At 72.7% G+C, this 19,209-nt stretch carries 18 protein-coding genes; 9 read left to right on the top strand and 9 right to left on the bottom strand.

What is annotated here, in order from left to right; genetic code table 11:
• Positions 1-94: 94 nt before the first annotated feature.
• Positions 95-691, bottom strand: a complete 597-nt coding sequence (locus tag KDY119_RS11905) for a DUF6069 family protein (protein ID WP_153022354.1) — start codon at positions 689-691, stop codon at positions 95-97.
• A gap of 475 nt (positions 692-1,166) precedes the next feature.
• Between KDY119_RS11905 and cimA the strand changes: the two genes are divergently transcribed.
• Positions 1,167-2,774 (top strand): citramalate synthase, encoded by a 1,608-nt coding sequence (cimA, locus tag KDY119_RS11900; RefSeq protein ID WP_036949339.1) that lies wholly within the window; start codon positions 1,167-1,169, stop codon positions 2,772-2,774.
• 29 nt (positions 2,775-2,803) lie between these two features.
• Here the strand turns inward: cimA and KDY119_RS11895 are convergent, their stop codons facing one another.
• The gene (locus KDY119_RS11895; RefSeq protein WP_036949344.1) at positions 2,804-3,484 is read right to left on the bottom strand and encodes a hypothetical protein; all 681 of its coding nucleotides are present in this window, start codon (positions 3,482-3,484) and stop codon (positions 2,804-2,806) included.
• Between the two features lie 106 nt (positions 3,485-3,590).
• On the opposite strand from KDY119_RS11895, the gene KDY119_RS11890 reads away from it, so the two are divergent.
• Together KDY119_RS11890 and KDY119_RS11885 are read left to right on the top strand one after the other, a co-directional pair.
• Complete coding sequence (locus KDY119_RS11890; protein WP_036949347.1) at positions 3,591-4,670, top strand: lipoate--protein ligase family protein; 1,080 nt, start codon at positions 3,591-3,593, stop codon at positions 4,668-4,670.
• A gap of 100 nt (positions 4,671-4,770) precedes the next feature.
• On the top strand, positions 4,771-5,511 hold the full coding sequence (locus KDY119_RS11885; RefSeq protein WP_227994323.1) for an MIP/aquaporin family protein: 741 nt from the start codon (positions 4,771-4,773) through the stop codon (positions 5,509-5,511).
• Between the two features lie 10 nt (positions 5,512-5,521).
• Here KDY119_RS11885 and KDY119_RS11880 read toward each other — a convergent pair whose 3' ends face one another.
• Positions 5,522-6,292 carry a YggS family pyridoxal phosphate-dependent enzyme gene (locus KDY119_RS11880; protein WP_153022353.1) on the bottom strand — a complete coding sequence of 257 codons (771 nt, stop codon included), beginning with the start codon at positions 6,290-6,292 and terminating at the stop codon, positions 5,522-5,524.
• A 56-nt stretch (positions 6,293-6,348) separates the two neighbouring features.
• Between KDY119_RS11880 and KDY119_RS11875 the strand changes: the two genes are divergently transcribed.
• On the top strand, positions 6,349-6,771 hold the full coding sequence (locus tag KDY119_RS11875; RefSeq protein WP_036949360.1) for a YccF domain-containing protein: 423 nt from the start codon (positions 6,349-6,351) through the stop codon (positions 6,769-6,771).
• A 6-nt stretch (positions 6,772-6,777) separates the two neighbouring features.
• Here KDY119_RS11875 and ybaK read toward each other — a convergent pair whose 3' ends face one another.
• From ybaK to KDY119_RS11860, 3 genes are all read right to left on the bottom strand, one after another.
• On the bottom strand, positions 6,778-7,293 hold the full coding sequence (gene ybaK / locus KDY119_RS11870) for a Cys-tRNA(Pro) deacylase (protein WP_036949363.1): 516 nt from the start codon (positions 7,291-7,293) through the stop codon (positions 6,778-6,780).
• A 30-nt stretch (positions 7,294-7,323) separates the two neighbouring features.
• Positions 7,324-9,999 carry a DEAD/DEAH box helicase gene (locus KDY119_RS11865; protein WP_083890772.1) on the bottom strand — a complete coding sequence of 892 codons (2,676 nt, stop codon included), beginning with the start codon at positions 9,997-9,999 and terminating at the stop codon, positions 7,324-7,326.
• A 69-nt stretch (positions 10,000-10,068) separates the two neighbouring features.
• Positions 10,069-11,043 (bottom strand): 3-methyladenine DNA glycosylase, encoded by a 975-nt coding sequence (locus tag KDY119_RS11860; RefSeq protein ID WP_085998010.1) that lies wholly within the window; start codon positions 11,041-11,043, stop codon positions 10,069-10,071.
• A gap of 305 nt (positions 11,044-11,348) precedes the next feature.
• Between KDY119_RS11860 and KDY119_RS11855 the strand changes: the two genes are divergently transcribed.
• A complete protein-coding gene (locus KDY119_RS11855; protein ID WP_036949365.1) occupies positions 11,349-11,975 on the top strand; it encodes a hypothetical protein in 627 nt (208 codons plus the stop codon).
• A 9-nt stretch (positions 11,976-11,984) separates the two neighbouring features.
• Here the strand turns inward: KDY119_RS11855 and KDY119_RS11850 are convergent, their stop codons facing one another.
• Complete coding sequence (locus KDY119_RS11850; RefSeq protein ID WP_153022352.1) at positions 11,985-13,022, bottom strand: aldo/keto reductase; 1,038 nt, start codon at positions 13,020-13,022, stop codon at positions 11,985-11,987.
• 102 nt (positions 13,023-13,124) lie between these two features.
• Here KDY119_RS11850 and KDY119_RS11845 point away from each other — a divergent pair, with 102 nt between their 5' ends.
• The 3 genes from KDY119_RS11845 (at position 13,125) to KDY119_RS18885 (ending at position 16,553) form a co-directional block, all read left to right on the top strand.
• Complete coding sequence (locus KDY119_RS11845) at positions 13,125-14,036, top strand: methyltransferase domain-containing protein (RefSeq protein WP_083890774.1); 912 nt, start codon at positions 13,125-13,127, stop codon at positions 14,034-14,036.
• 69 nt (positions 14,037-14,105) lie between these two features.
• Positions 14,106-14,378 (top strand): cysteine hydrolase family protein, encoded by a 273-nt coding sequence (locus tag KDY119_RS19120; RefSeq protein WP_083890775.1) that lies wholly within the window; start codon positions 14,106-14,108, stop codon positions 14,376-14,378.
• Between the two features lie 309 nt (positions 14,379-14,687).
• Entirely contained in the window at positions 14,688-16,553 is a 1,866-nt protein-coding gene (locus KDY119_RS18885) for an HNH endonuclease signature motif containing protein (protein ID WP_194174197.1), read from the top strand.
• A gap of 59 nt (positions 16,554-16,612) precedes the next feature.
• On the opposite strand, the gene KDY119_RS11830 is transcribed toward KDY119_RS18885, so the two are convergent.
• A complete protein-coding gene (locus KDY119_RS11830; protein ID WP_036949373.1) occupies positions 16,613-17,080 on the bottom strand; it encodes a GNAT family N-acetyltransferase in 468 nt (155 codons plus the stop codon).
• Positions 17,081-17,118: 38 nt separating this feature from the next.
• Here KDY119_RS11830 and KDY119_RS11825 point away from each other — a divergent pair, with 38 nt between their 5' ends.
• Positions 17,119-17,910 (top strand): fumarylacetoacetate hydrolase family protein, encoded by a 792-nt coding sequence (locus KDY119_RS11825; RefSeq protein WP_036949378.1) that lies wholly within the window; start codon positions 17,119-17,121, stop codon positions 17,908-17,910.
• A gap of 25 nt (positions 17,911-17,935) precedes the next feature.
• On the opposite strand, the gene KDY119_RS11820 is transcribed toward KDY119_RS11825, so the two are convergent.
• The gene (locus KDY119_RS11820; protein WP_036949380.1) at positions 17,936-19,150 is read right to left on the bottom strand and encodes an amidohydrolase; all 1,215 of its coding nucleotides are present in this window, start codon (positions 19,148-19,150) and stop codon (positions 17,936-17,938) included.
• Between the last annotated feature and the right edge of the window lie 59 nt (positions 19,151-19,209).

Genomic DNA, 19,209 nt, shown 5'->3' with positions numbered 1-19,209 from the left:
CTTGGTTACCGGATAACTACCCGGACGACGGGGCAATGGTTACGTAGTAACTACTGGCGTGTCAAGGATCAGCACGCCGGGTGGCGACCCGGGCTCAGCCGCGCGGCGGGTAGCTCGGCGGGGTGCCGGGGCCGCCTGCGGCGGGGCGGGCGGCCCGGGCCGCCGGGCGGATGGTGCGGGTGGCCACGCCCGCGAGCAGGGACCACGTCGCGACGCCGATCACGAGGTTCACGACGGCGGCGAGCACCGCCCGGTCGAGGTGGCTCGTCCAGGCGAACGGGAGCACCGTGACGAGCGCCGTGGCAAGGACCATCAGCCACCCGAAGAAGCGCTTGGGGCGGGGCGTCGAGACGACGAGCAGGGCGAGCACCGCCGCGGCGAGGATCGCGAAGATCGCGCCGTCGATCGCGAACGCCGCGGTGTGCGAGCCGGTGTTGAACAGATCCGGCGGCGGCACCATGTCCTGGTCGAAGATCCCCTCGATGACGACCACGCCCACCAGCCCGATGAGCGCGGCGACGAGAGCGGTCGCGAGGGCGCCCGCGACGTAGCGACCGCCCTCGAGCGTGAGCTTCGGGTCATAGGGATCCTGGGGCGACGCCGTCGTGAAGTCGGAGGACGGGTCGCCCGAGGGTGTCGGTTGCGCCCCTCCGCCCGGTCGCTGCGGCTGAGGCGGGTAAGGCTGGGTCACGTCGTGCTCCTCCCGTCGGCGTGGTGCCCGGACGTCCCCATCGTGCCCCGGTTCGGGCGGCTTCGCGCCCCGTGCGAGGCCCGGTCAGCGGGGCCTTCCGTACTCGCGGCCGACGTCCACGGACTGGACGCGGGGTGACACAGCCCCGGCTCTGTGGCACCATCGGCCTCGTGACTCACCTGGTTGCGCAGCTCATTCTCACCTAGCGCGTTCGACACACACGTCGAACGCGCTAACCTCCCGCACCCCGGGGGGTTTTTTTGTTGCCGGACCCACCACCGTCCGGCGGCGACGGAACGAGCGCACGGCCCCCACCCCGGGCCGGTCCGAGGCGGCTTGCCGCACCGGACGACCGCGTGACCACGCTCGCCGGTGCCCCGCTCCGCACGGAGCGGGGCCCGGCGACGAACAACCTGACCCCACGCCTGCCGTCGTCTCCCCGGACGACGCCGGGACCGCAGGAAGAGAGCCCCCGATGACCTTCCACGTCTACGACACGACCCTGCGCGACGGTGCGCAGCAGGAGGGGATGAACCTCTCCGTCGCGGACAAGCTCGCGATCGCGCCGCTGCTGGACGAGCTGGGGGTCGGTTTCATCGAGGGCGGCTGGCCGGGCGCGGTACCGAAGGACACGGAGTTCTTCCGGCGCGCCGCCAAGGAGCTGAACCTCAAGAACGCGGTCCTCGCGGCGTTCGGCGCGACCCGCAAGGCCGGCACGCGCGCCGTCGACGATCCCCAGGTGCGGGCGCTCGTCGACTCGGGGGCCCCTGTCGTCGCTCTCGTCGCGAAGTCGGACATCCGCCACGCCGAGCGGGCCCTGCGCACCACGGGCGAGGAGAACCTCGCCATGATCGCCGACACGGTCGCGTTCCTCGTGCGCGAGGGACGCCGCGTCGTCCTGGACGCCGAGCACTTCTTCGACGGGTACCGCTTCGACGCGGCCTACACGCGCTCCGCCGTCCTCGCCGCTCTCGAGGCGGGCGCCGAGGTCGTCGCGCTCTGCGACACCAACGGCGGGATGATCCCGGACTGGGTCGCGGAGATCGTCTCCGAGCTCCGGGAGCACACCGGCGACGGGATCCTCGGCATCCACGCCCACAACGACTCGGGCTGTGCCGTCGCGAACTCGCTCGCCGCCGTCGGGGCCGGTGCCACCCACGTCCAGGGGACGATCAACGGCTACGGGGAGCGGACCGGCAACGCGGACCTCCTCACGATCGTCGCGAACCTCGAGCTCAAGCTCGGACGGGAGCTGCTCGCCGACGGCGGGCTGCGGGAGGCCACGCGGATCGCGCACGCCGTCAGCGAGCTCACGAACATCACGCCCTACGGTCGTCAGCCGTACGTGGGCGCCAGCGCCTTCGCCCACAAGGCGGGTCTGCACGCGAGCGCCATCAAGGTCGACCCCGACCTCTACCAGCACATCGACCCGACGCTCGTCGGGAACGACATGCGGATGCTCATCTCCGACATGGCCGGGCGGGCCTCGATCGAGCTCAAGGGCCGTGAGCTCGGCTTCGACCTCGCCGGGCAGGGCGACGTCCTGGCGCGCGTGACCAACCGGGTCAAGGACTCCGAGGCGCGCGGCTACACCTACGACGCCGCGGACGCGTCGTTCGAGCTGCTCCTGCGCGAGGAGATCGACGGGCAGCTGCCCACGTACTTCCGGATCGAGAGCTGGCGCACGATCGTCGAGACACGACCCGAGGCCCGCGGGGCGGAGAACGCCGACGACGTCGTCGCGACCGCCGAGGCGACCGTCAAGCTCCACACCGGTGCCGAGCGGATCGTCTCCACCGGCGAGGGCAACGGGCCCGTCAACGCGCTCGACCACGCCCTGCGGCAGGCGCTCGTGCGCGTGTATCCCGAGCTCGAGGAATTCGAGCTCATCGACTTCAAGGTGCGCATCCTCGACCAGTCGCACGGCACGGACGCGATCACGCGCGTGCTGATCGAGACGACGGACGGGAACGCGTCGTGGTCGACGGTCGGCGTCGGTCCGAACCTCATCGAGGCCGCGTGGGAGGCCCTGACCAGCTCGACGATCTACGGCCTCATCCACGCAGGCGTCGCCCCCCGCTGACCGCGAAGCAGTCGGGCTGCCCGACTACCTCAGGGTTCGCGCGTGACCTCGAGCTGCACGCGGGTGCCGGCGAGGCGGGCCACCATGTCGTCGAGGAGCGCCGCGGACCGTTCGCCGAAGCCGTCGCCGGCCGTCCCGCGAACCGTCAGGTGGATCCGGACCGGGTAGGACCCGCCGGCCGTCTCGGGGACGATGCCCTTGACCTTGTCGGTCGTCACGGACGTGAGGGTCGCCTGCACGAGCGCACGGAGCTCGCCGCGCGTCGATCCGTCGTCGTCGCCGGCGTCGGTCGCGAGGTCGACGCGCAGCAGACCCGCGCCGTCGTCCCAGACCGGGGCGCTGCCGCCGCGCGGGTACGCGACGACCGCGAGCGGCGCGACGCCCTGGAGCCGCCCCACCAGGTCCTCGGCCTCGTGCCGCGTGTACGGGCCGTAGTCGTCCTCGCAGACCGCGACCTCGAGGCGGACCGACGCACCCCTGGCGCCCTGCGGCATCGAGTGCCCGAACTCGCCCTCCCGGACACCTCGGACGACGCCGAGCACGAGCGTCCCGAGCGCCTCCGCGGTCTCCCGGTCGTCGTCGGGCACGCCCCCGAGCGAGGTGCGCAGGACGACCTCGTTCGTGGAGCCGCGCCAGGTCTCGGTGACGTCGTCGGGCACGGGCGGAAGCTCGACGGGTGCGGCCTCGCGGCGGCCGAACGGGTTCTTCATGCGGACCAGGGTGGCACACGCCACGGCTCCGCCCGGAATCGGCGGCCCACCTCGGGTGTTGGCGACTGAGGAGTGTCGAGGCAGGACGACGAGAGCGGAGCGTGACGTGCGCGGCGAGTACAAGGTCCCCGGGGGCAAGCTGGTGGCGGTCGACGTCGAGACCCGCGAGGGCGCGGGCGGCGGGCAGGACACGGTCATCGCGTCGGCCGCCGTGAGCGGAGACTTCTTCCTCGAGCCCGACGACGCCCTCGAGCTCATCGACGCGGCGCTCGTCGGACGACCGACGGACGCGAGCGTCACCGACCTGGCCCGAGCGGTCCAGGCGGCGCTCGACAGCGCGCCCTACGACGTCGCGCTCGTCGGGTTCGACGCGGAAGCCGTCGCGATCGCCGTCCGTCGTGCGCTCGGGCACGCCACGGGCTGGCAGGACCACGTCTTCGAGGTCGTCCACGAGGTGGCGCAGACGCCCGCCATGCACATGGCGCTGGACCAGGCGCTCGCCGAGTCCGTCGGGCGGGGCGACCGTGGCCCGACGCTGCGGATCTGGGAGTGGGAGCGGCCCGCCGTCGTCATCGGCTCGTTCCAGTCGCTGCGCAACGAGGTCGACGCCGAGGGTGCGGAGAGGCACGGCGTGACCGTCGTGCGACGGGTCTCGGGCGGCGGCGCGATGTTCATCGAACCCGGCAACACCATCACCTACTCGCTCACGGTGCCCGCGTCGCTCGTTGAGGGCCTGAGCTTCGAGCGGTCGTACGCGTTCCTCGACGACTGGGTGCTCGGCGCGCTCGCCGACGTCGGCGTCGAGGCCACCTACCAGCCGCTCAACGACATCGCGTCGGCCAAGGGAAAGATCGGTGGCGCCGCCCAGAAGCGCATGGCCGACGGCACCGTCCTGCACCACGTGACGATGTCCTACGACATCGACGCCGACAAGATGGTCGAGGTGCTGCGGATCGGTCGGGAGAAGCTCTCCGACAAGGGCACCAAGAGCGCGAACAAGCGCGTCGACCCGGTGCGCTCGCAGACCGGTCTGCCGCGCGAGGACGTCATCGAGGCGTTCAAGAAGCACTTCGAGGGCCGGTACCGCACCGTCCCCGGCGAGGTCAGCACCGAGGAGCGGGAGCGCGCCGAGGAGCTCGTCCGGACCAAGTTCGACACCCCGGAGTGGACCGCGCGGGTGCCCTGACCTGCGGGTGCCCTGACCTGCGGGTGCCCTGACCTGCGGTGCCGTGGCCGCGCCGCTACCGTCGGGCTGAGAGCCGGGAGGCCCGGCCGGACGGGGGTGGGTGCGGGTGGACGAGTACTCGTTCGCGGCCAGGCTGACCTGCGAGTTCATCGGGACGGCGATCCTCGTCATCCTCGGCAACGGCACGGTGGCCAACGTCCACCTGCGCGGGTCGAAGGGGTATCACGCCGGCTGGAGCCTCATCGCGATGGGGTACGGGCTGGGCGTGATGATCCCCGTGATGATGTTCGCGGGCGTGTCGGGCGCACAGATCAACCCGGCCATGACGATCGGACTCGCGGCCCTCGGTCACCAGGCGTGGAGCGTCGTGCCCGGGTACGTGGCCGCGCAGATGCTCGGCGCGATGGCCGGGCAGGTCGCCATCGTCACGACGCACAAGCCCTACTACGACCGCACCGAGGACCCCGAGGACATCCTCGCCACGTTCTCGACCATCAACGCGGCCCACTCGCGCTGGAACGGCTTCGCCAACGAGTTCCTGGGGACGATGATCCTCACGTCGGCGGCACTCTCGATCCTCAACAGTCCCGGCTTCGACCACGAGCCGGGCGCCGCGTCGATCGGCGTCGGCTTCCTCGTCTGGGGTCTCGTCGCGGGACTCGGCGGCCCGACCGGCCCGGCCCTCAACCCCGCTCGCGACCTGGGGCCCCGCCTCGTGCACGCCGTGCTGCCGCTCAAGAACAAGGGCGGCTCCGAGTGGGACTACGCCTGGGTGCCGGTCGTGGCGCCGATCGTCGGCGGCCTGGTCGGCGTCGCCGGCTACACGTGGCTGCTCGGCTGAGCGCGCCAGGTCACGCGCGCGCGCCGAAGACGGCCGTGCCGACCCGGACGATCGTCGCCCCCTCGGTGACGGCGAGCTCGAGGTCGCCGCTCATCCCCATCGAGAGCTCGACGGCGCCGGACGTCCCTGCGGCCTGACCGCGGACGTCGTCGCGCAGGTCGCGCAGGCACGCGAAACCCCGGCGCACCGTCGTGTCGTCGGTGGTCCGCGCGCCGATCGTCATGAAGCCGGTCAGGTGGATGCGGGGGAGCGCGGCGACCGCGAGCGCGAGAGCGGCCGCCCGGTCGGGCGAGATCCCCGACTTCGACGACTCGCCGGACACGTTGACCTGGACCATGACGTCGAGGTCGGAGCCGACCGCGACCGCGCGGCGCGACAGACGCTGCGCGAGGCCGAGCGAGTCGACCGTCTCGACGCACGACGCCAGCCCGACGACCGCGTTCACCTTGTTGGACTGGAGGTGCCCGATGAGGTGGGCGCGCAGCCGGCCCGCGGCGACGTCGTCGTGCAGGGCCGGCGCCTTGGCGACGAGCTCTTGGACCCTGTTCTCGCCGACCAGGTCCACGCCCGCCGCGACGGCCGCGAGGACGGCGCTCGCGGGCTGCGTCTTGGTCGCCACGAGCAGCCGGACCGAGGCGGGGTCCCGGCCGGCGTCGGCCGCGGCGCTCGCGATCCGCTCCCGGACCCGCTCGACGTTCGCCACGACCCGGGCCACCAGGTCGGACGGAGGGACGAGGCCCGGTGGACCCGTCGGAGCAAGGTCACGGACGTCGTCGAACATGGCCCGAGTCTAGGAGCCGGACGCCGGATACGCGGCTCGTCGGGGACACTGGGGGCATGAAGACCGTCCTCAACGTGCTCTGGCTCGTGCTGAGCGGGTTCTGGCTCGCGCTCGGCTACGTCGCGGCCGGGATCGTCTGCTGCATCCTCATCGTCACGATCCCCTTCGGGATCGCGTCGTTCCGGATCGCCGGGTACGCGCTGTGGCCCTTCGGCCGGACCATCGTCGACAAGCCCGGCGCGGGTGCCGGCTCCGTGATCGGCAACGTCGTCTGGATCGTCTTCGCGGGGATCTGGCTGGCGATCGGACACGTCGTCAGCGGGATCGCGCTCTGCGTCACGATCATCGGCATCCCGTTCGGGATCGCGAACTTCAAGATGGTCCCGATCTCGCTCGTCCCGCTCGGCAAGGACATCGTCAGCACCGACGCGCTCCGCCAGCCGTACCCCGCCGGCTACCCGTACCCGCCGCAGCGCTGAACGTCGTCAGTCCCGGGCGAGCGGCGCCGTCGTCGCACCCGTGAGGCGCAGCAGGTCCGCGGGGGCCAGCCCGACGTCGAACCCGCGCCTCCCGCCCGACACGTACACGGCGTCGAACGTGAGCGCGGTCTCGTCGAGGACGGTCGTGAGGCGCTGCTTCTGGCCGAGCGGCGAGATCCCGCCGACGACGTAGCCCGTGGCGCGCTCGGCCGCCGCCTGCTCCGCGAGCGCGGCTCTCTTGCCGCCCGCCGCCTTGGCGAGGGCCTTGAGGTCGAGCCTGCGGTCGACCGGCACGATCCCGACGACCAGGCGTCCGTCGACGTCGCTCACGAGGGTCTTGAAGACGCGCGCGGGCTCGACGCCGATCGCCGCCGCCGCCTCCAGCCCGTAGCCGAGGTCCGACGACGGGTCGTGCTCGTACGGGTGCTGCGTGAACGCGACGCCCGCACGCTCCAGCGCGACGACCGCGGGGGTGCCGCCGTGACCAGCACTCTTGCCCGCGGCTCGGGCCTTCTTCGCCATGAACCCATCGTGCCAGGGCGCGGACCGTCGTCAGAGCTGCCCGGCGCGCACGACCTCCAGGACCACCTCGCCGGCCTCGTCGCTCGCCGCCAGATCGACGACGGCGTCCAGCACCCAGTCGTGGTCCCCGTCGGGGTCGTCGAGCACCTGGCGGGCGAACCACGTCCCCGGCGCGAGATCCTCGCCCGACGGCGTCTCGCCCGACTCGACGAGCGTCACCAGGGCGGTCGCGCGGGCGCGCGCGTCGATGCCGATCGCGTCGTCGCCGTACTCCTCGAACATGGGGTCGAGCGCGTCGTGCCAGGCGCTCGCGTTCCAGCCGGACGCGCCGTCGAGCGAGCCCAGCGCGTCCCAGTCCTCGCGGGCCGCGAGCTCGACGCGGCGGAAGAGCGCGTTGCGGACGAGCACCCGCAGGGCCCGCGGGGCTGCCGTCAGGGGGCGCGCGGACCCACTCTCACCCGTGCCGGTGACTGCGGAATCGCCCGCCGCTGCACCCGCGGTGTCCGCGTCGTCGTCGACCGGGTTCGCGAGGCGCTCCCACTCGTCGAGGAGGCTCGAGTCGACGCCGCGCACGAGCTCGCCCAGCCACTCGGTGATCTCGAGGACCTCCTCGGTGCGGTGCTCCTCGGGGACCGTGCGGCGGATGGCCCGGTACGCGTCGGCGAGGTAGCGCAGGACGACGCCCTCGGTCCGGTCGAGCTGATACGTCGAGACGAGCTCGGCGAACGTCATGGCGCGCTCGAGCATGTCCCGCACGACGGACTTGGGTGAGAGCCGCGCGTCGGACACCCACGGGTTGGCGCGGCGATACGTCTCGAACGCCGGCTCGAGGAGCTCGGCGAGCGGTCGCGGCCAGGTGACGTCCTCGAGCGCGGCCATGCGCTCGTCGTAGTCGTAGCCCTCCGCCTTCATCGCGGCGACGGCCTCGCCGCGCGCCTTGAACTGCTGCGCCACGAGCACCTGGCGCGGGTCGTCGAGCGTCGCCTCGATGACGGAGACGACGTCGAGCGGGTACTCCGGGCTCTCCGTGCCCAGCAGGTCCATGGCCGCCAGCGCGAACGGCGAGAGCGGCTGGTCCAGCGCGAAGTCGCGCGGGACGTCGACCGTCAGCCGGACGCTCGGCCGCCAGCCGCGCGGGTCGGCCGGGTCCGGGACGCGCACGCGCTCGACGATCCCTGCGACCCGCAGCGACCGGTAGATCCGGAAGACCTGGCGCACGTGCTCGGCGCGCTGGGTGTCCGTGTCGTGGTTGGCGAGGAGGAGGTGGCGCATCGCGAGCACGGGGTCGTGGGCGTCCGCCGTCCCCGGGGCGTGCGGGTGCTCGGAGCGGGCGAGGACGTTGAGCACCATGCCGTGCGAGACCTTGAAGTGGCTGGTCAGGGGCTCGGGGTCGGCGTCGCGCAGGCGCTCGAAGGTCTTGTCCGTCCAGTTGACCGAGCCCTCTGGTGCCTTCTTGCGGACGATCTTCTTGAGCTTCTTCGGGTCGTCGCCCGCCTTCTCGAGCGCCTTGCGGTTCTCGATCACGTGCTCGGGGGCCATGACGAGCACCTCTCCGACGGTGTCGAACCCTGCGCGTCCGGCCCGGCCCGCGATCTGGTGGAACTCGCGCGCCGTGAGGTGTCGCATGCGCTCGCCGTCGAACTTCACGAGGCTCGTCAGCAGGACTGTGCGGATGGGGACGTTGATCCCCACGCCCAGGGTGTCCGTGCCGCACACAACCTTGAGCAGTCCGCGCTGCGTGAGCCGCTCGACGACGCGGCGGTACTTGGGCAGCATGCCCGCGTGGTGCACGCCGACGCCGTGCCGCAGCAGGCGCGAGAGGGTCCGCCCGAACCCGCTCGTGAACCGGAAGTCGCCGAGCTCGTCCGCGATGGCAGCCTTCTCCTCGCGGGTCGCGAGGTTCATCGACAGCAGGGCCTGCGCCCGCTCGACGGCGGACGCCTGCGTGAAGTGCACCACGTAGACCGGGGCGCGGCGCGTGTGGACGAGCTCGTCGACCACCTCGGTGAGCGGCTCGACGACGTACGAGTAGGTCAGCGGGACCGGCCGCTCCACGCTCGTCACGACGGCGACGTCGCGGCCGCTGCGGCGCTCGAGCTCGTCCGTGAAGCGCGACGTGTCGCCGAGGGTCGCCGACATCAGGACGAACTGGGTGTGCGGGAGCTCGAGGAGCGGGACCTGCCACGCCCAGCCGCGCTGCGGGTCCGCGTAGTAGTGGAACTCGTCCATGACGACCTGGGCGACGGCGGGGTCGTCGGGGTCGCCCGCGCCGTCGCGCAGGGCGATGTTCGCCAGGATCTCCGCGGTGCAGCAGATGATCGGGGCGCCCGGGTTGACCGCCGTGTCGCCCGTCATCATCCCGACGTTCGCGGAGCCGAACGCCGCGACGAGCGCGAAGAACTTCTCGCTCACGAGCGCCTTGAGCGGCGCCGTGTAGTAGGTGCGGCCGCTCGCCACGCCCGCGTGCCGGTCGGCCAGCGCGAAGAACTGCGCGCCCAGCGCGACCAGCGACTTTCCCGAACCCGTCGGCGTCGCGAGGATCACGTGCGACTCCGACGCCAGCTCGATCAGCGCCTCGCTCTGGTGGTCGTACAGGCTCAGGCCCTGGTCCGACGCCCAGGTCGCGAACGCGTCGTAGAGCGCGTCGGCGTCCGGAGCCTCCCCGGACGGCGCGACGTCGGGCAGGAGGTCCGCGAGCGTGGTCACCGGACCATCCTCCCAGGGCCCCGGCCTCGCTTCGGCCCCGCGGTACGTCGAGACGGGCGTGGCTGTTCTTCAGCCCGAGCTCGAAGAACGGGTCTTCCCGTCTCGACGAGCCTGTCGGCGCGTGTCGAGGAGGGTCTCGCAGGCGTCGAGGAGACGCGCCCGCAGGGTGACTGAGCGCTCGGCGAACTCCTGCTGCCGGCGGACGTACTCCGCGCGGCCTTCCGGGGTCTCGATGGCGACCGGAGCGAGCCCGTAGGGCGACACGTCGTAGGGGCTCGCCTGCATGTCGAGCACGCGGACGTCGCGCGCGAGCTCGAACGTGTCGAGCAACAGCTCGCCGGGCACGGCGGGCCCGAGCTTGAGCGCCCACTTGTAGAGATCCATGTTCGCGTGCAGGCAACCCGGCTGCTCGAGGGCCGGCTGGGTCTCGCGCGTCGGGCGCTCTGTGTTGAGGCCGGACGCCTCGGGCGTGAAGAAGCGGTAGGCGTCGAAGTGCGTGCAGCGGATCCGGTGGCTCTCGACGACGGCGTCCGTCCCGTCCCCGCCGAGGCGGAGGGGGAGCGGGTGGCGGGTCGCGCGGCCCGCGGCGTGGTCGCGGTAGACCATGGCCCACTCGTGCAGCCCGAGGCAGCCGAACCGGGCGGGCCGCGAGGCGGTCGCCTCCAGCAGGTCGTGCACGTAGCGGACGGTGTCGCCACGCTCGGCGAGAAAGGCGCGGACGTCGAGCGTGACGCCGTCGGACGTGCTCCGGTACCAGCGCCACGCAGCGCGCTCGGCGTAGGTGGCGAGAGCGACGGGCCCGGCGTCGTCGTCGGGTCGCGCGACGACGACGCCGGGACCCGGGTGCCAACGGCGCAGCTGCGCGGGGCGGGTGGGGTAGTAGGTGAAGAGGAAGTCCTCGATCGCGTGGGTCGTTCCGGCGGCTCGTCGCTCGCGCCAGCCGGCGGTGAGCGCGTCGGCGCGCGTCGCGTGGTCGTCCGCCCGCTCGGCCCAGCGCGCGTGCGGCAGCGCTGTTGCTGCGGTGGAGACGGTGACCGTGGACACCGCTCCAGGATAGGTCGGCACCCCTGTCCCCTCGTCCGGCGACGAATCACGACCACCCCTTGACACACCCTTCACAGGTCTTGGCTTTATCTATGCTTGACTAAAGACTCGACGAGGGGTGGAGCGTCGTCAGGGTTCTTCGCAACGCCTCGCCGCGGGTGCCCTGGCTCGGCTCGGGCTCGACGGGCGGCACCGCGGGCCTCATGGAGAGCGCTCAGGTGGATCCCGTACATGACTCAGACTTTACTCAGCGAAGCCGCGCACACTAGTGGGACGACTGTCCAGTACGGCATGGGAGGAGAGGGATGGCGACGACGACTCGGACGCACGGCGACCGTGTCGCACGCGTGCTCGGCGCCGTCGCGATCGGGCTCGCAGCGCTCGCGCTCGCCACGGGCGTCCCCCTTCCCCGGGTGGCCCTCGTCCTCGGGGTCGCCGCCCTCGCGTGCGCGGGTGTCGCCTGGGCACGCACGGACCGTGCCGACCGGACCGGGCGCCGGCTCGCCATCTGGGGCGTCGTGCTGGCGATCGTCGCAGGGATCGCCGTCGGCGCCTCGCAGTCGGCGTCGTCGAGCACGGTCGGTGCGCCCAGCCCCACCGCGACCGTCGACGACGTCGACGGCGCCGCGACCGACGAGGTCCTCACCGACGGACTGGCGATCGACGTCGGCAAGAGCGCGTCGGTCAGCGCCGCACTCGAGTTCTCCGGCGTCCCTGTGTCGGTCACCAACGTCTCGGCAGGGGGTGAGACGTTCCGGATCGCGCTGGAGGCGCGCGACAGCGACGGCGCGGTCGTCGCGACGGACCGGGTGGCCGTGACCGACCTCGGCAGCGGCGACGAGACGACGGTCTGGGCCTTCCGGGACTCCGGGCTGAGCGTCCAGGCGCTCCACGACGCGACCGTCAGCGTCAGCTCGGTCGAGACGCCCTGACCGCCCCCGTCAGAAGGGCGCGACCTTGCGCGGCGGCGGGAAGATCGAGTCCAGCTCGGCGAGGTCGTCGGACGTGGGCGTCCACGACGCGGCAGCGGCGTTCTGCCGGATCTGGTCCGGGCGGGTCGCGCCCGCGATGACACTCGCGACCTGCGGACGGGAGAGCAGCCAGCCGACGGCGACCTCCAGGTCGGTCAGACCCCGCACCTGCGCGAACGCGTGCAGCCGGGCCAGCTGCTCCCACGGCGCGTGCTCGAGGAGCTCCGGCTTGGAGTGGACGAGACGGCCGTCGTCGGGCCGGGAGCCGTGCGCGTACTTGCCCGTCAGGAGGCCGTTCGCGAGCGGGTAGTAGGGCAGGACGCCGAGGCCGTACGCCTCCGCCGCCGGCAGCACCTCGAGCTCGGCCTTGCGGGCGAGCAGGTTGTACTCGTTCTGCGCCGAGACGAACCGCGTGGTCCCGAGCGAGCGCGCGACGTGCTCGGCGTCGGCGATCTGCCAGCCTGCGCGGTTCGCGTGCCCCACGTAGCGCACCTTCCCGGCCCGGACGACGTCGTCGAGCGCGGCGAGCGTCTCGTCGATCGGGGTCAGGGGGTCGGGGGTGTGGAACTGGTACAGGTCGATCCAGTCCGTCCCGAGCCGGCGCAGCGAGCCATCGACGGCCCGCACGATGTACCGGCGGGAGCCGCGGGCACCGAAGTCCTGGCCGTTCAGGTCCCCGACGCTCATGCCGAACTTCGTCGCCACGACGACGTCGTCGCGGCGCCTCCCGAGCGTCTGGCCCAGGAGCTCCTCCGCGAGGCCAGGGCGCATCCCGTAGTTGTCGGCGACGTCGAAGAACGTGATCCCGGCGTCGATCGCGGCGTCCACGAGGGCCTGCGAACCCTCGACCGTCGACGTCACGGTGTTCGAACGACCCAGGTTGTTGCAGCCCAGCCCGATCGCCGAGACGACCAGGCCCGATCGGCCCAGGCGCCGCTGGGGCGGCGGACCGGCGTGCTCGGTGGCGCGGACCGGTTCGGGTTCGGGAAGCTGCAGCTCGTCGCTCATGGTGCGAGCCTAGGGGGCTCTCGCAGCAGGCGTGCCCGCGCAGATGGGTCAGCATGTGAGAAGCGGGTCGTGACGGTCGCCACCCGCGCCTACCGTGGATCCATGACCGAAGCTACCGGCCAACCCGCCGGCCCCCTGTCCGGGTCGCCCCTCGCCGAAGAGGACGTCGAGGCGCCCAGCACCCCGCAGCACCACCCCCTGTCCGCGGAGTCCGAGTCCTACACGCACGGCCACCACGAGTCCGTGCTCCGTTCGCACCGGTGGCGGACGGCCGCCAACTCGGCGGCGTATCTCGTGCCGCACCTCGTGCGAGGCAACAGCCTGCTCGACGTCGGCTGTGGTCCGGCCACGCTCACCGTCGACCTCGCGCGCTACGTCGCTCCCGGCCGGGTCGTCGGCGTCGACGCCTCGGAGAAGGTCCTCGAGGCGGCCCACGCGCTCGGCGAGAACAGCGGCCTCGAGAACGTCGAGTTCGCGCACGCGAACGCGTACGAGCTCCCGTTCGACGACGACACCTTCGACGTCGTGCACGCGCACCAGCTCCTGCAGCACCTGTCCGACCCGGTGGCCGCCCTGCGTGAGATGCACCGCGTCGCGAAGCCGGGCGGGCTCGTCGCGGTCCGCGACGCCGACTACTCGGCCATGACCTGGTACCCCGAGAACGCCGGGCTCACCGAGTGGAACGAGCTGTACCACGAGGTCACGTCGGCGTACGGGTACCAGGCCGACGCCGGGCGCCGCCTGCTCGCGTGGGTCCAGGAGTCGGGATTCGCACCCGCCGGGATCGTCCCGTCCGCCGGTGTGTGGTGCTACGCGACCCCGACCGACCGCGAGTGGTGGGGCGAGCTCTGGGCCGAGCGCTGCCTCGAGTCCAACTTCGCCGTCCAGGCCAAGGACTCGGGCCTCGCCGACGACGTCGCGCTCGAGCAGCTCGCGCACGAGTGGAAGGGCTGGGCCGCGTCGCCCGAGGGGTGGTTCGCCGTCCTGCACGGCGAGGTGCTCGCGCGGGCCTGACGACGGGGCCTGCCCAGCCTCCCGAACCTGCTCGGGTCCGGTGGACAGCGGGTCCGCCACGATTGCGCCATGACGGGACGACGCCCGGCTCTGCTCATGGTCGATCTCCGGGTGGGCGTCGAGGTCGGAACCTCGGACCGGCCGCCGGCGGGTGGTCTTGAGGCCGCCGACGGTGAGCCGCCCATCAGCCGGGCCTACCGTGATGCGTTCGTGGAGACCGCCCTTGCCGAGGCGCTCGAGTCCGGTGAGATCCGTCGCCTGGTCGTCGGCGCACAGTCGGACCACTGCGTGCGCACGACGGCGCTGGCCGCTGCTGTGCGGGGGTTGACGTCACCCTGGTGAGCGACGCCCACACGACGGCCGACTCCGAACGGGGCGGCGTCTCCGTCAGCTGAGAGCAGACCATCGCCCCCACCAACCGCTGCTTTGCGGGCTTGCGATACCCCGACCAGGAGTGCGCTGTCGCCACTTCGAGCGACGTCGTGCTGGTGTGACCGCGACGTTCGGTGCGGCACGGCAGCAAAAGCACTTCGGCACATCCGACGAGTGGATCGCTGGAGGTCCACGGGATCTCCGTCTCGGGCCGCATCACCGTGGGCGGATCGAACACGTGTTCGAAGGAGTGTCGGTGGGTCGGTGTTGACTGGGGGCATGACGACGACGGTGGTGCGCGAGGGTTCGCAGCTCGCCGTGTCGTCGCGCCTGGAGCCCGGCGCGGGCGTCGGGTCGTTGGTGCTGGGTGAGGACGAGTCCACGGTCGTGGGGGTCGTGCGGGCGATCGCGCAGGTCGAGTCGATGATCAGGACGGCCACCGCGTGGCGGACCGAGCTGCTCGAGGCGGCTCGGCGGCTGGTCGAGCTCGACCCGGGGTCCTTGCTGGCTCCTGAGCTCGCTCCCGACGCTTGGTCCGGGTCCGGGTCCGGGTCCGGGTCCGGGTCCGGGTCGGGTGACGACGCGATGCTCGCTCAGCGGGCGTTGGTCGCGGAGGTCGCGACGACGTTGACGGTGCACGAGCGCACGGCTGCCCGGTTGCTGGACGAGGCCGAGGTCCTCGTGAACGCGCTGCCTGCGACCACGACCGCGATGCGGGCGGGCACGGTGTCCTACCGCCACGCGCAGGTGTTGGTCGAGCACACCGGCGACCTGGACCAGGGCGACCGGGAAACGGTCGAGACGATGACGTTGCCGGCCGCGCAGACGATGGCCCCGGGGGCGTTCGGCCGCCGCGTGGCACGGACCCGGGAACGTCTGCTCGCCGAACCGGTCAGCGTCCGCCACGAACGGACAGCCGCGCGCCGGTCGGTGCGGGTCGATCCGGCCCGGGACGGGATGGCGTTCTTGACCGCGTACCTGCCCGCCGTGACCGCGTGCGCGATCGGTGACCGGATCGACCGCGCAGTCGAGGTCCTGCGGGGCCCGGACGAGCCCCGCACCGCGGACCAGCTGCGCGCGGACGTGTTGTCCGCGCTGTTGCTCGACGACGACACCCTCGACCTGGTCGCCCTGAGCCTCGAAGCACAGTCCACGACGATCCCGGACGCTGGCACTGTGACCGGCCCGGTCGGCCCGACCGGCCGCCCCGGCACATTGGGCGCGGGCGCCCAGCGGCCAGGCGGGCCGCACCGCGACGGCGAGAGCAACCGCGACAGCGACAGTGACGATGAGGGGGACGGTGACACGGGCTCCGAGCAGCCCGAAGACGTGACCCGGCCTCGAATGCGGGAGCTGTGGGGCCGGTTGCAGCAGGCCCCGTTCGAGCCGGACGACTCCGCCCGGCGTGTGGTCGCGACCCGGGCCGCGATGGCACGGATCGCGCGCAGCATCGTCCCCCACGTCACGGTCATCGTCCCCGTGCTCACGCTGTTGCGGACCCTCACCAGCAGCGCCCCACCCGAGGAGACCGAGCCAGAGGACCGCACCGCCCCACCGGGTGCGACCGACCCGCCACCAACGCCGTCGCCACCGTCGCCACCGCCGCCACCGCCGCCACCGGGCTCATCGTCACCGCCACCGGGCTCATCGTCACCGCGACCTGCCGTCGAGACGGCGCGCTCGCAGGTCGCGCACCTGGACGGGTACGGGCCGATCGACGACCACACCGCGACCCTGCTCGCCGCCCGCGCACCGTCGTTCCGGCGACTCCTAACGCACCCGCACACGGGGGCGGTCCTCGCGGTGGGACGTGACACCTACGTCGTGCCCGCGGACCTGCGCGCCTACCTACGCCTACGCGACGCCACCTGCCGGTTCCCGGGCTGCACCCGGCCCGCGGCCCGCTGCGACGTCGACCACACCCTCGCGTACGTCGCGGGCGGGACCACCGACGCCACCAACCTCGCCCACCTGTGCCGCACCCACCACCGCCTCAAGCACGCCACCGCGTGGACCGTCCGGCAGACCACCACCGACGGCACCCTGACCTGGACCTCACCCACCGGCCGTGAGCACGTCAGCCGGCCCGCCGTCACGCTCCCACCCACGACCGATATCGCTGGCGACGGGCCGCCGCCGTTCTGAGCGCCGCCGTTCTGGCCGCGCCGCGCTGGCCGGAGCGGTGATCCGGGGGCCGGGGAAGGTCAGGGAGCGACGTAGTAGGTGAGGTGGGGGTGCCGGCCGTCGAGGTCGGCCCATTCCGCGACCCCCTCACCGACCCGGTGCCACCCCAGCCGCTCGTACAGGGCACGTGCCGCCGTCGAGCTGTCGGTCACTTCGAGCCCCAGTGGCCGGTCGCCGGTGGCGGACCGGGCGGCGTCGAGCAGCGCCGCCCCCGCGCCTCGACCGTTCGCCGACGGGGCGACGAAGAGCCGCGAGATCCCGAGTGCGCCCAACGGCACGCCCGGTCCGGCGAAGTGGTCGGCGAGCGCCACGTGGCCGACGACGGCGCCGTCGTCGACGGCTACCCAGGCCCCGACGAAGCCGTCGTCCCAGAGCCACTCTCGGCGCACGTTGATGCGTCGCACCGGGTACCCGTCGCGCTCGTGGACCTCGGCGAGGACGGCGACCAGGACGGGGGCGTCGTCGTCGGTGCGCGGGCGGATCTGCACGCCGCGAGTGTAGGCCGCCGCGTCGTTAGGGTGGGGGCGTGCGCATCGCGAGATTCACGACCGGGGACGAGCCCCGCTACGCCATCGTCCAGCAGGAGGGTGACCGCACCTTCCTGGCCGTCCTCACCGGCGACCCGCTCTACATGCCGACGACGCCCACGGGCGAGCGCCTCGAGCTGGGTGACGGCGTCCGGCTCCTCGCGCCGGTGATCCCACGCTCCAAGGTCGTCGCGGTCGGGAAGAACTACGCCGACCACGCGGCCGAGATGGGTGGTGACGTGCCGAGCAGCCCGCTGCTGTTCTTCAAGCCCAACACGGCCGTCTGCGGCCCGGACGACCCGATCGTCCTGCCCGACTTCAGCCAGGAGGTCAGCTACGAGGCCGAGCTGGCGCTCGTCGTCGGGCGGGTCACCAAGGACGTCAGCCCGGAGCGCGCGCTCGACCACATCCTCGGCTACACGGTCGCCAACGACGTGACCGCCCGGGACGCGCAGCGCACCGACGGGCAGTGGGCGCGCGCCAAGGGCTTCGACAGCTCGTGCCCGCTCGGCCCGTGGATCGAGACCGAGCTCGACGCGGAGGACGTCGCGGTGCGCTCGCGCGTGAACGGTGAGCCGCGCCAGGACGGGCGCACGCGCGACCTCGTGTTCGACATCCCGTTCCTCGTCTCGTACATCTCCGAGGCGTTCACACTGCTGCCCGGCGACGTGATCCTCACGGGCACCCCGGCCGGCGTCGGGCTGATCGACCACGGAGACCGGGTCGAGTGCGAGGTCGAGGGCATCGGCGTGCTGTCGAACCCCGTGGTGCGGCGCGACCCGTCGCTGTAGCCGGGCCGCCGGGCGGCGGACGTGCTCAGACGAGCACGTCGCCGTCCCGCGCGACGACCCGCCCGCCGGCGACGACGAGCGCGCGGCCGGGCGCCCGGACTACCGCGTCAGGCACGTTCTCCGCGTCCACGAGCACCACGTCCGCGCGACCGCCCACGACGAGGTCGTGCACGTCGCGCCCGACGAACCGGGCGGCGTCGGACGACGCGACCCGAGCCGCCGTGACGAGCTCGTCGTCGCGCCGGAACCGCGAGAGGCGCGCGAGCTGGGTCGTGAGTGCGAGCAGGTCGCCGGTGCCGTAGGGCGACCACAGGTCGCGGATCCCGTCCGTCCCGAGCCCGACGGCGACGCCCGCCTCGCGCAGCGCGTGGACGGGCAGGGGAGCGGCACCGACGGGGGCGACCGTCGTCATCGTGATGCCGGCCTCGCCCATCGCGGCGACCAGGTCCGCCTGCCGCGAGGCCGGCAGGTCGCCCACCGCGAACCCGTGCGCGACGTTCACCCTGCCCTGGAGGCCGAAACGCAGCGTCCGCTCGATCATGAGCTCGATCTGGAACGCGCCCAGCGGGCCGCCGTCGTGCAGGTGCACGTCGATGCCGACGCCGCGGCGCTCCGCGATCGCGAACAGCCCGTCGAGCTGACCGACCGGGTCACGGTCGATCGACGCGGGGTCGAGGCCTCCGACGTGCTCGGCGCCCGCGGCAGCGGCCTCGTCGAGGAGCTCGAGCACGCCGGGGCGCCGCAGGACGCCGTCCTGGGGGAAGGCGACGATCTCGGCGTGCACCGCGCCGCCCACGGCGTCGAGCGCCTCGCGGACGACCTCGATGCCCCGCAGCCCGAGCCCGAGGTCCACGTCGACGTGCGTGCGGATCGCCGTCGTGCCGTGCCGGAGGAACTCGCGCAGCACGGCGAGCGTCACGTCGACGCCCGGGATCCCGAGCTCGTCGCGGTGCGCGCGCTCGTGGGCGATCCGGCCCTGCGTGGTGGCCTCGCCGCCGTAGCTGACCCACGGCTTGCCCCACCAGCTCTTGTCGACGTGCGCGTGCGCGTTGACCAGGCCCGGGAGAGCGAGGAGGCCGTGGCCGTCGACCACGCCGTCGGCCACCGCGGCCGGGACGGTCGGGTCGTGCGGCGTGATCGCGCTGATGCGCCCGTCGGCGACCTGGAGGTCGACGGCATCGCCGCCCCAGGGGCGCACGTCGCGCAGCAGGGTCACGGTCTCGGGGGAGCGGGGGGTCATCGAGCGGTCCTTCCAGGTGTCGTGTGCCCGAAACGGTAGAGCACCCCCGCGCGGCACAC

Source organism: Luteimicrobium xylanilyticum, from assembly GCF_009429125.1.
GTDB lineage: Bacteria > Actinomycetota > Actinomycetes > Actinomycetales > Cellulomonadaceae > Luteimicrobium > Luteimicrobium xylanilyticum.
This window is presented reverse-complemented; position numbering and strand designations above follow the sequence as displayed.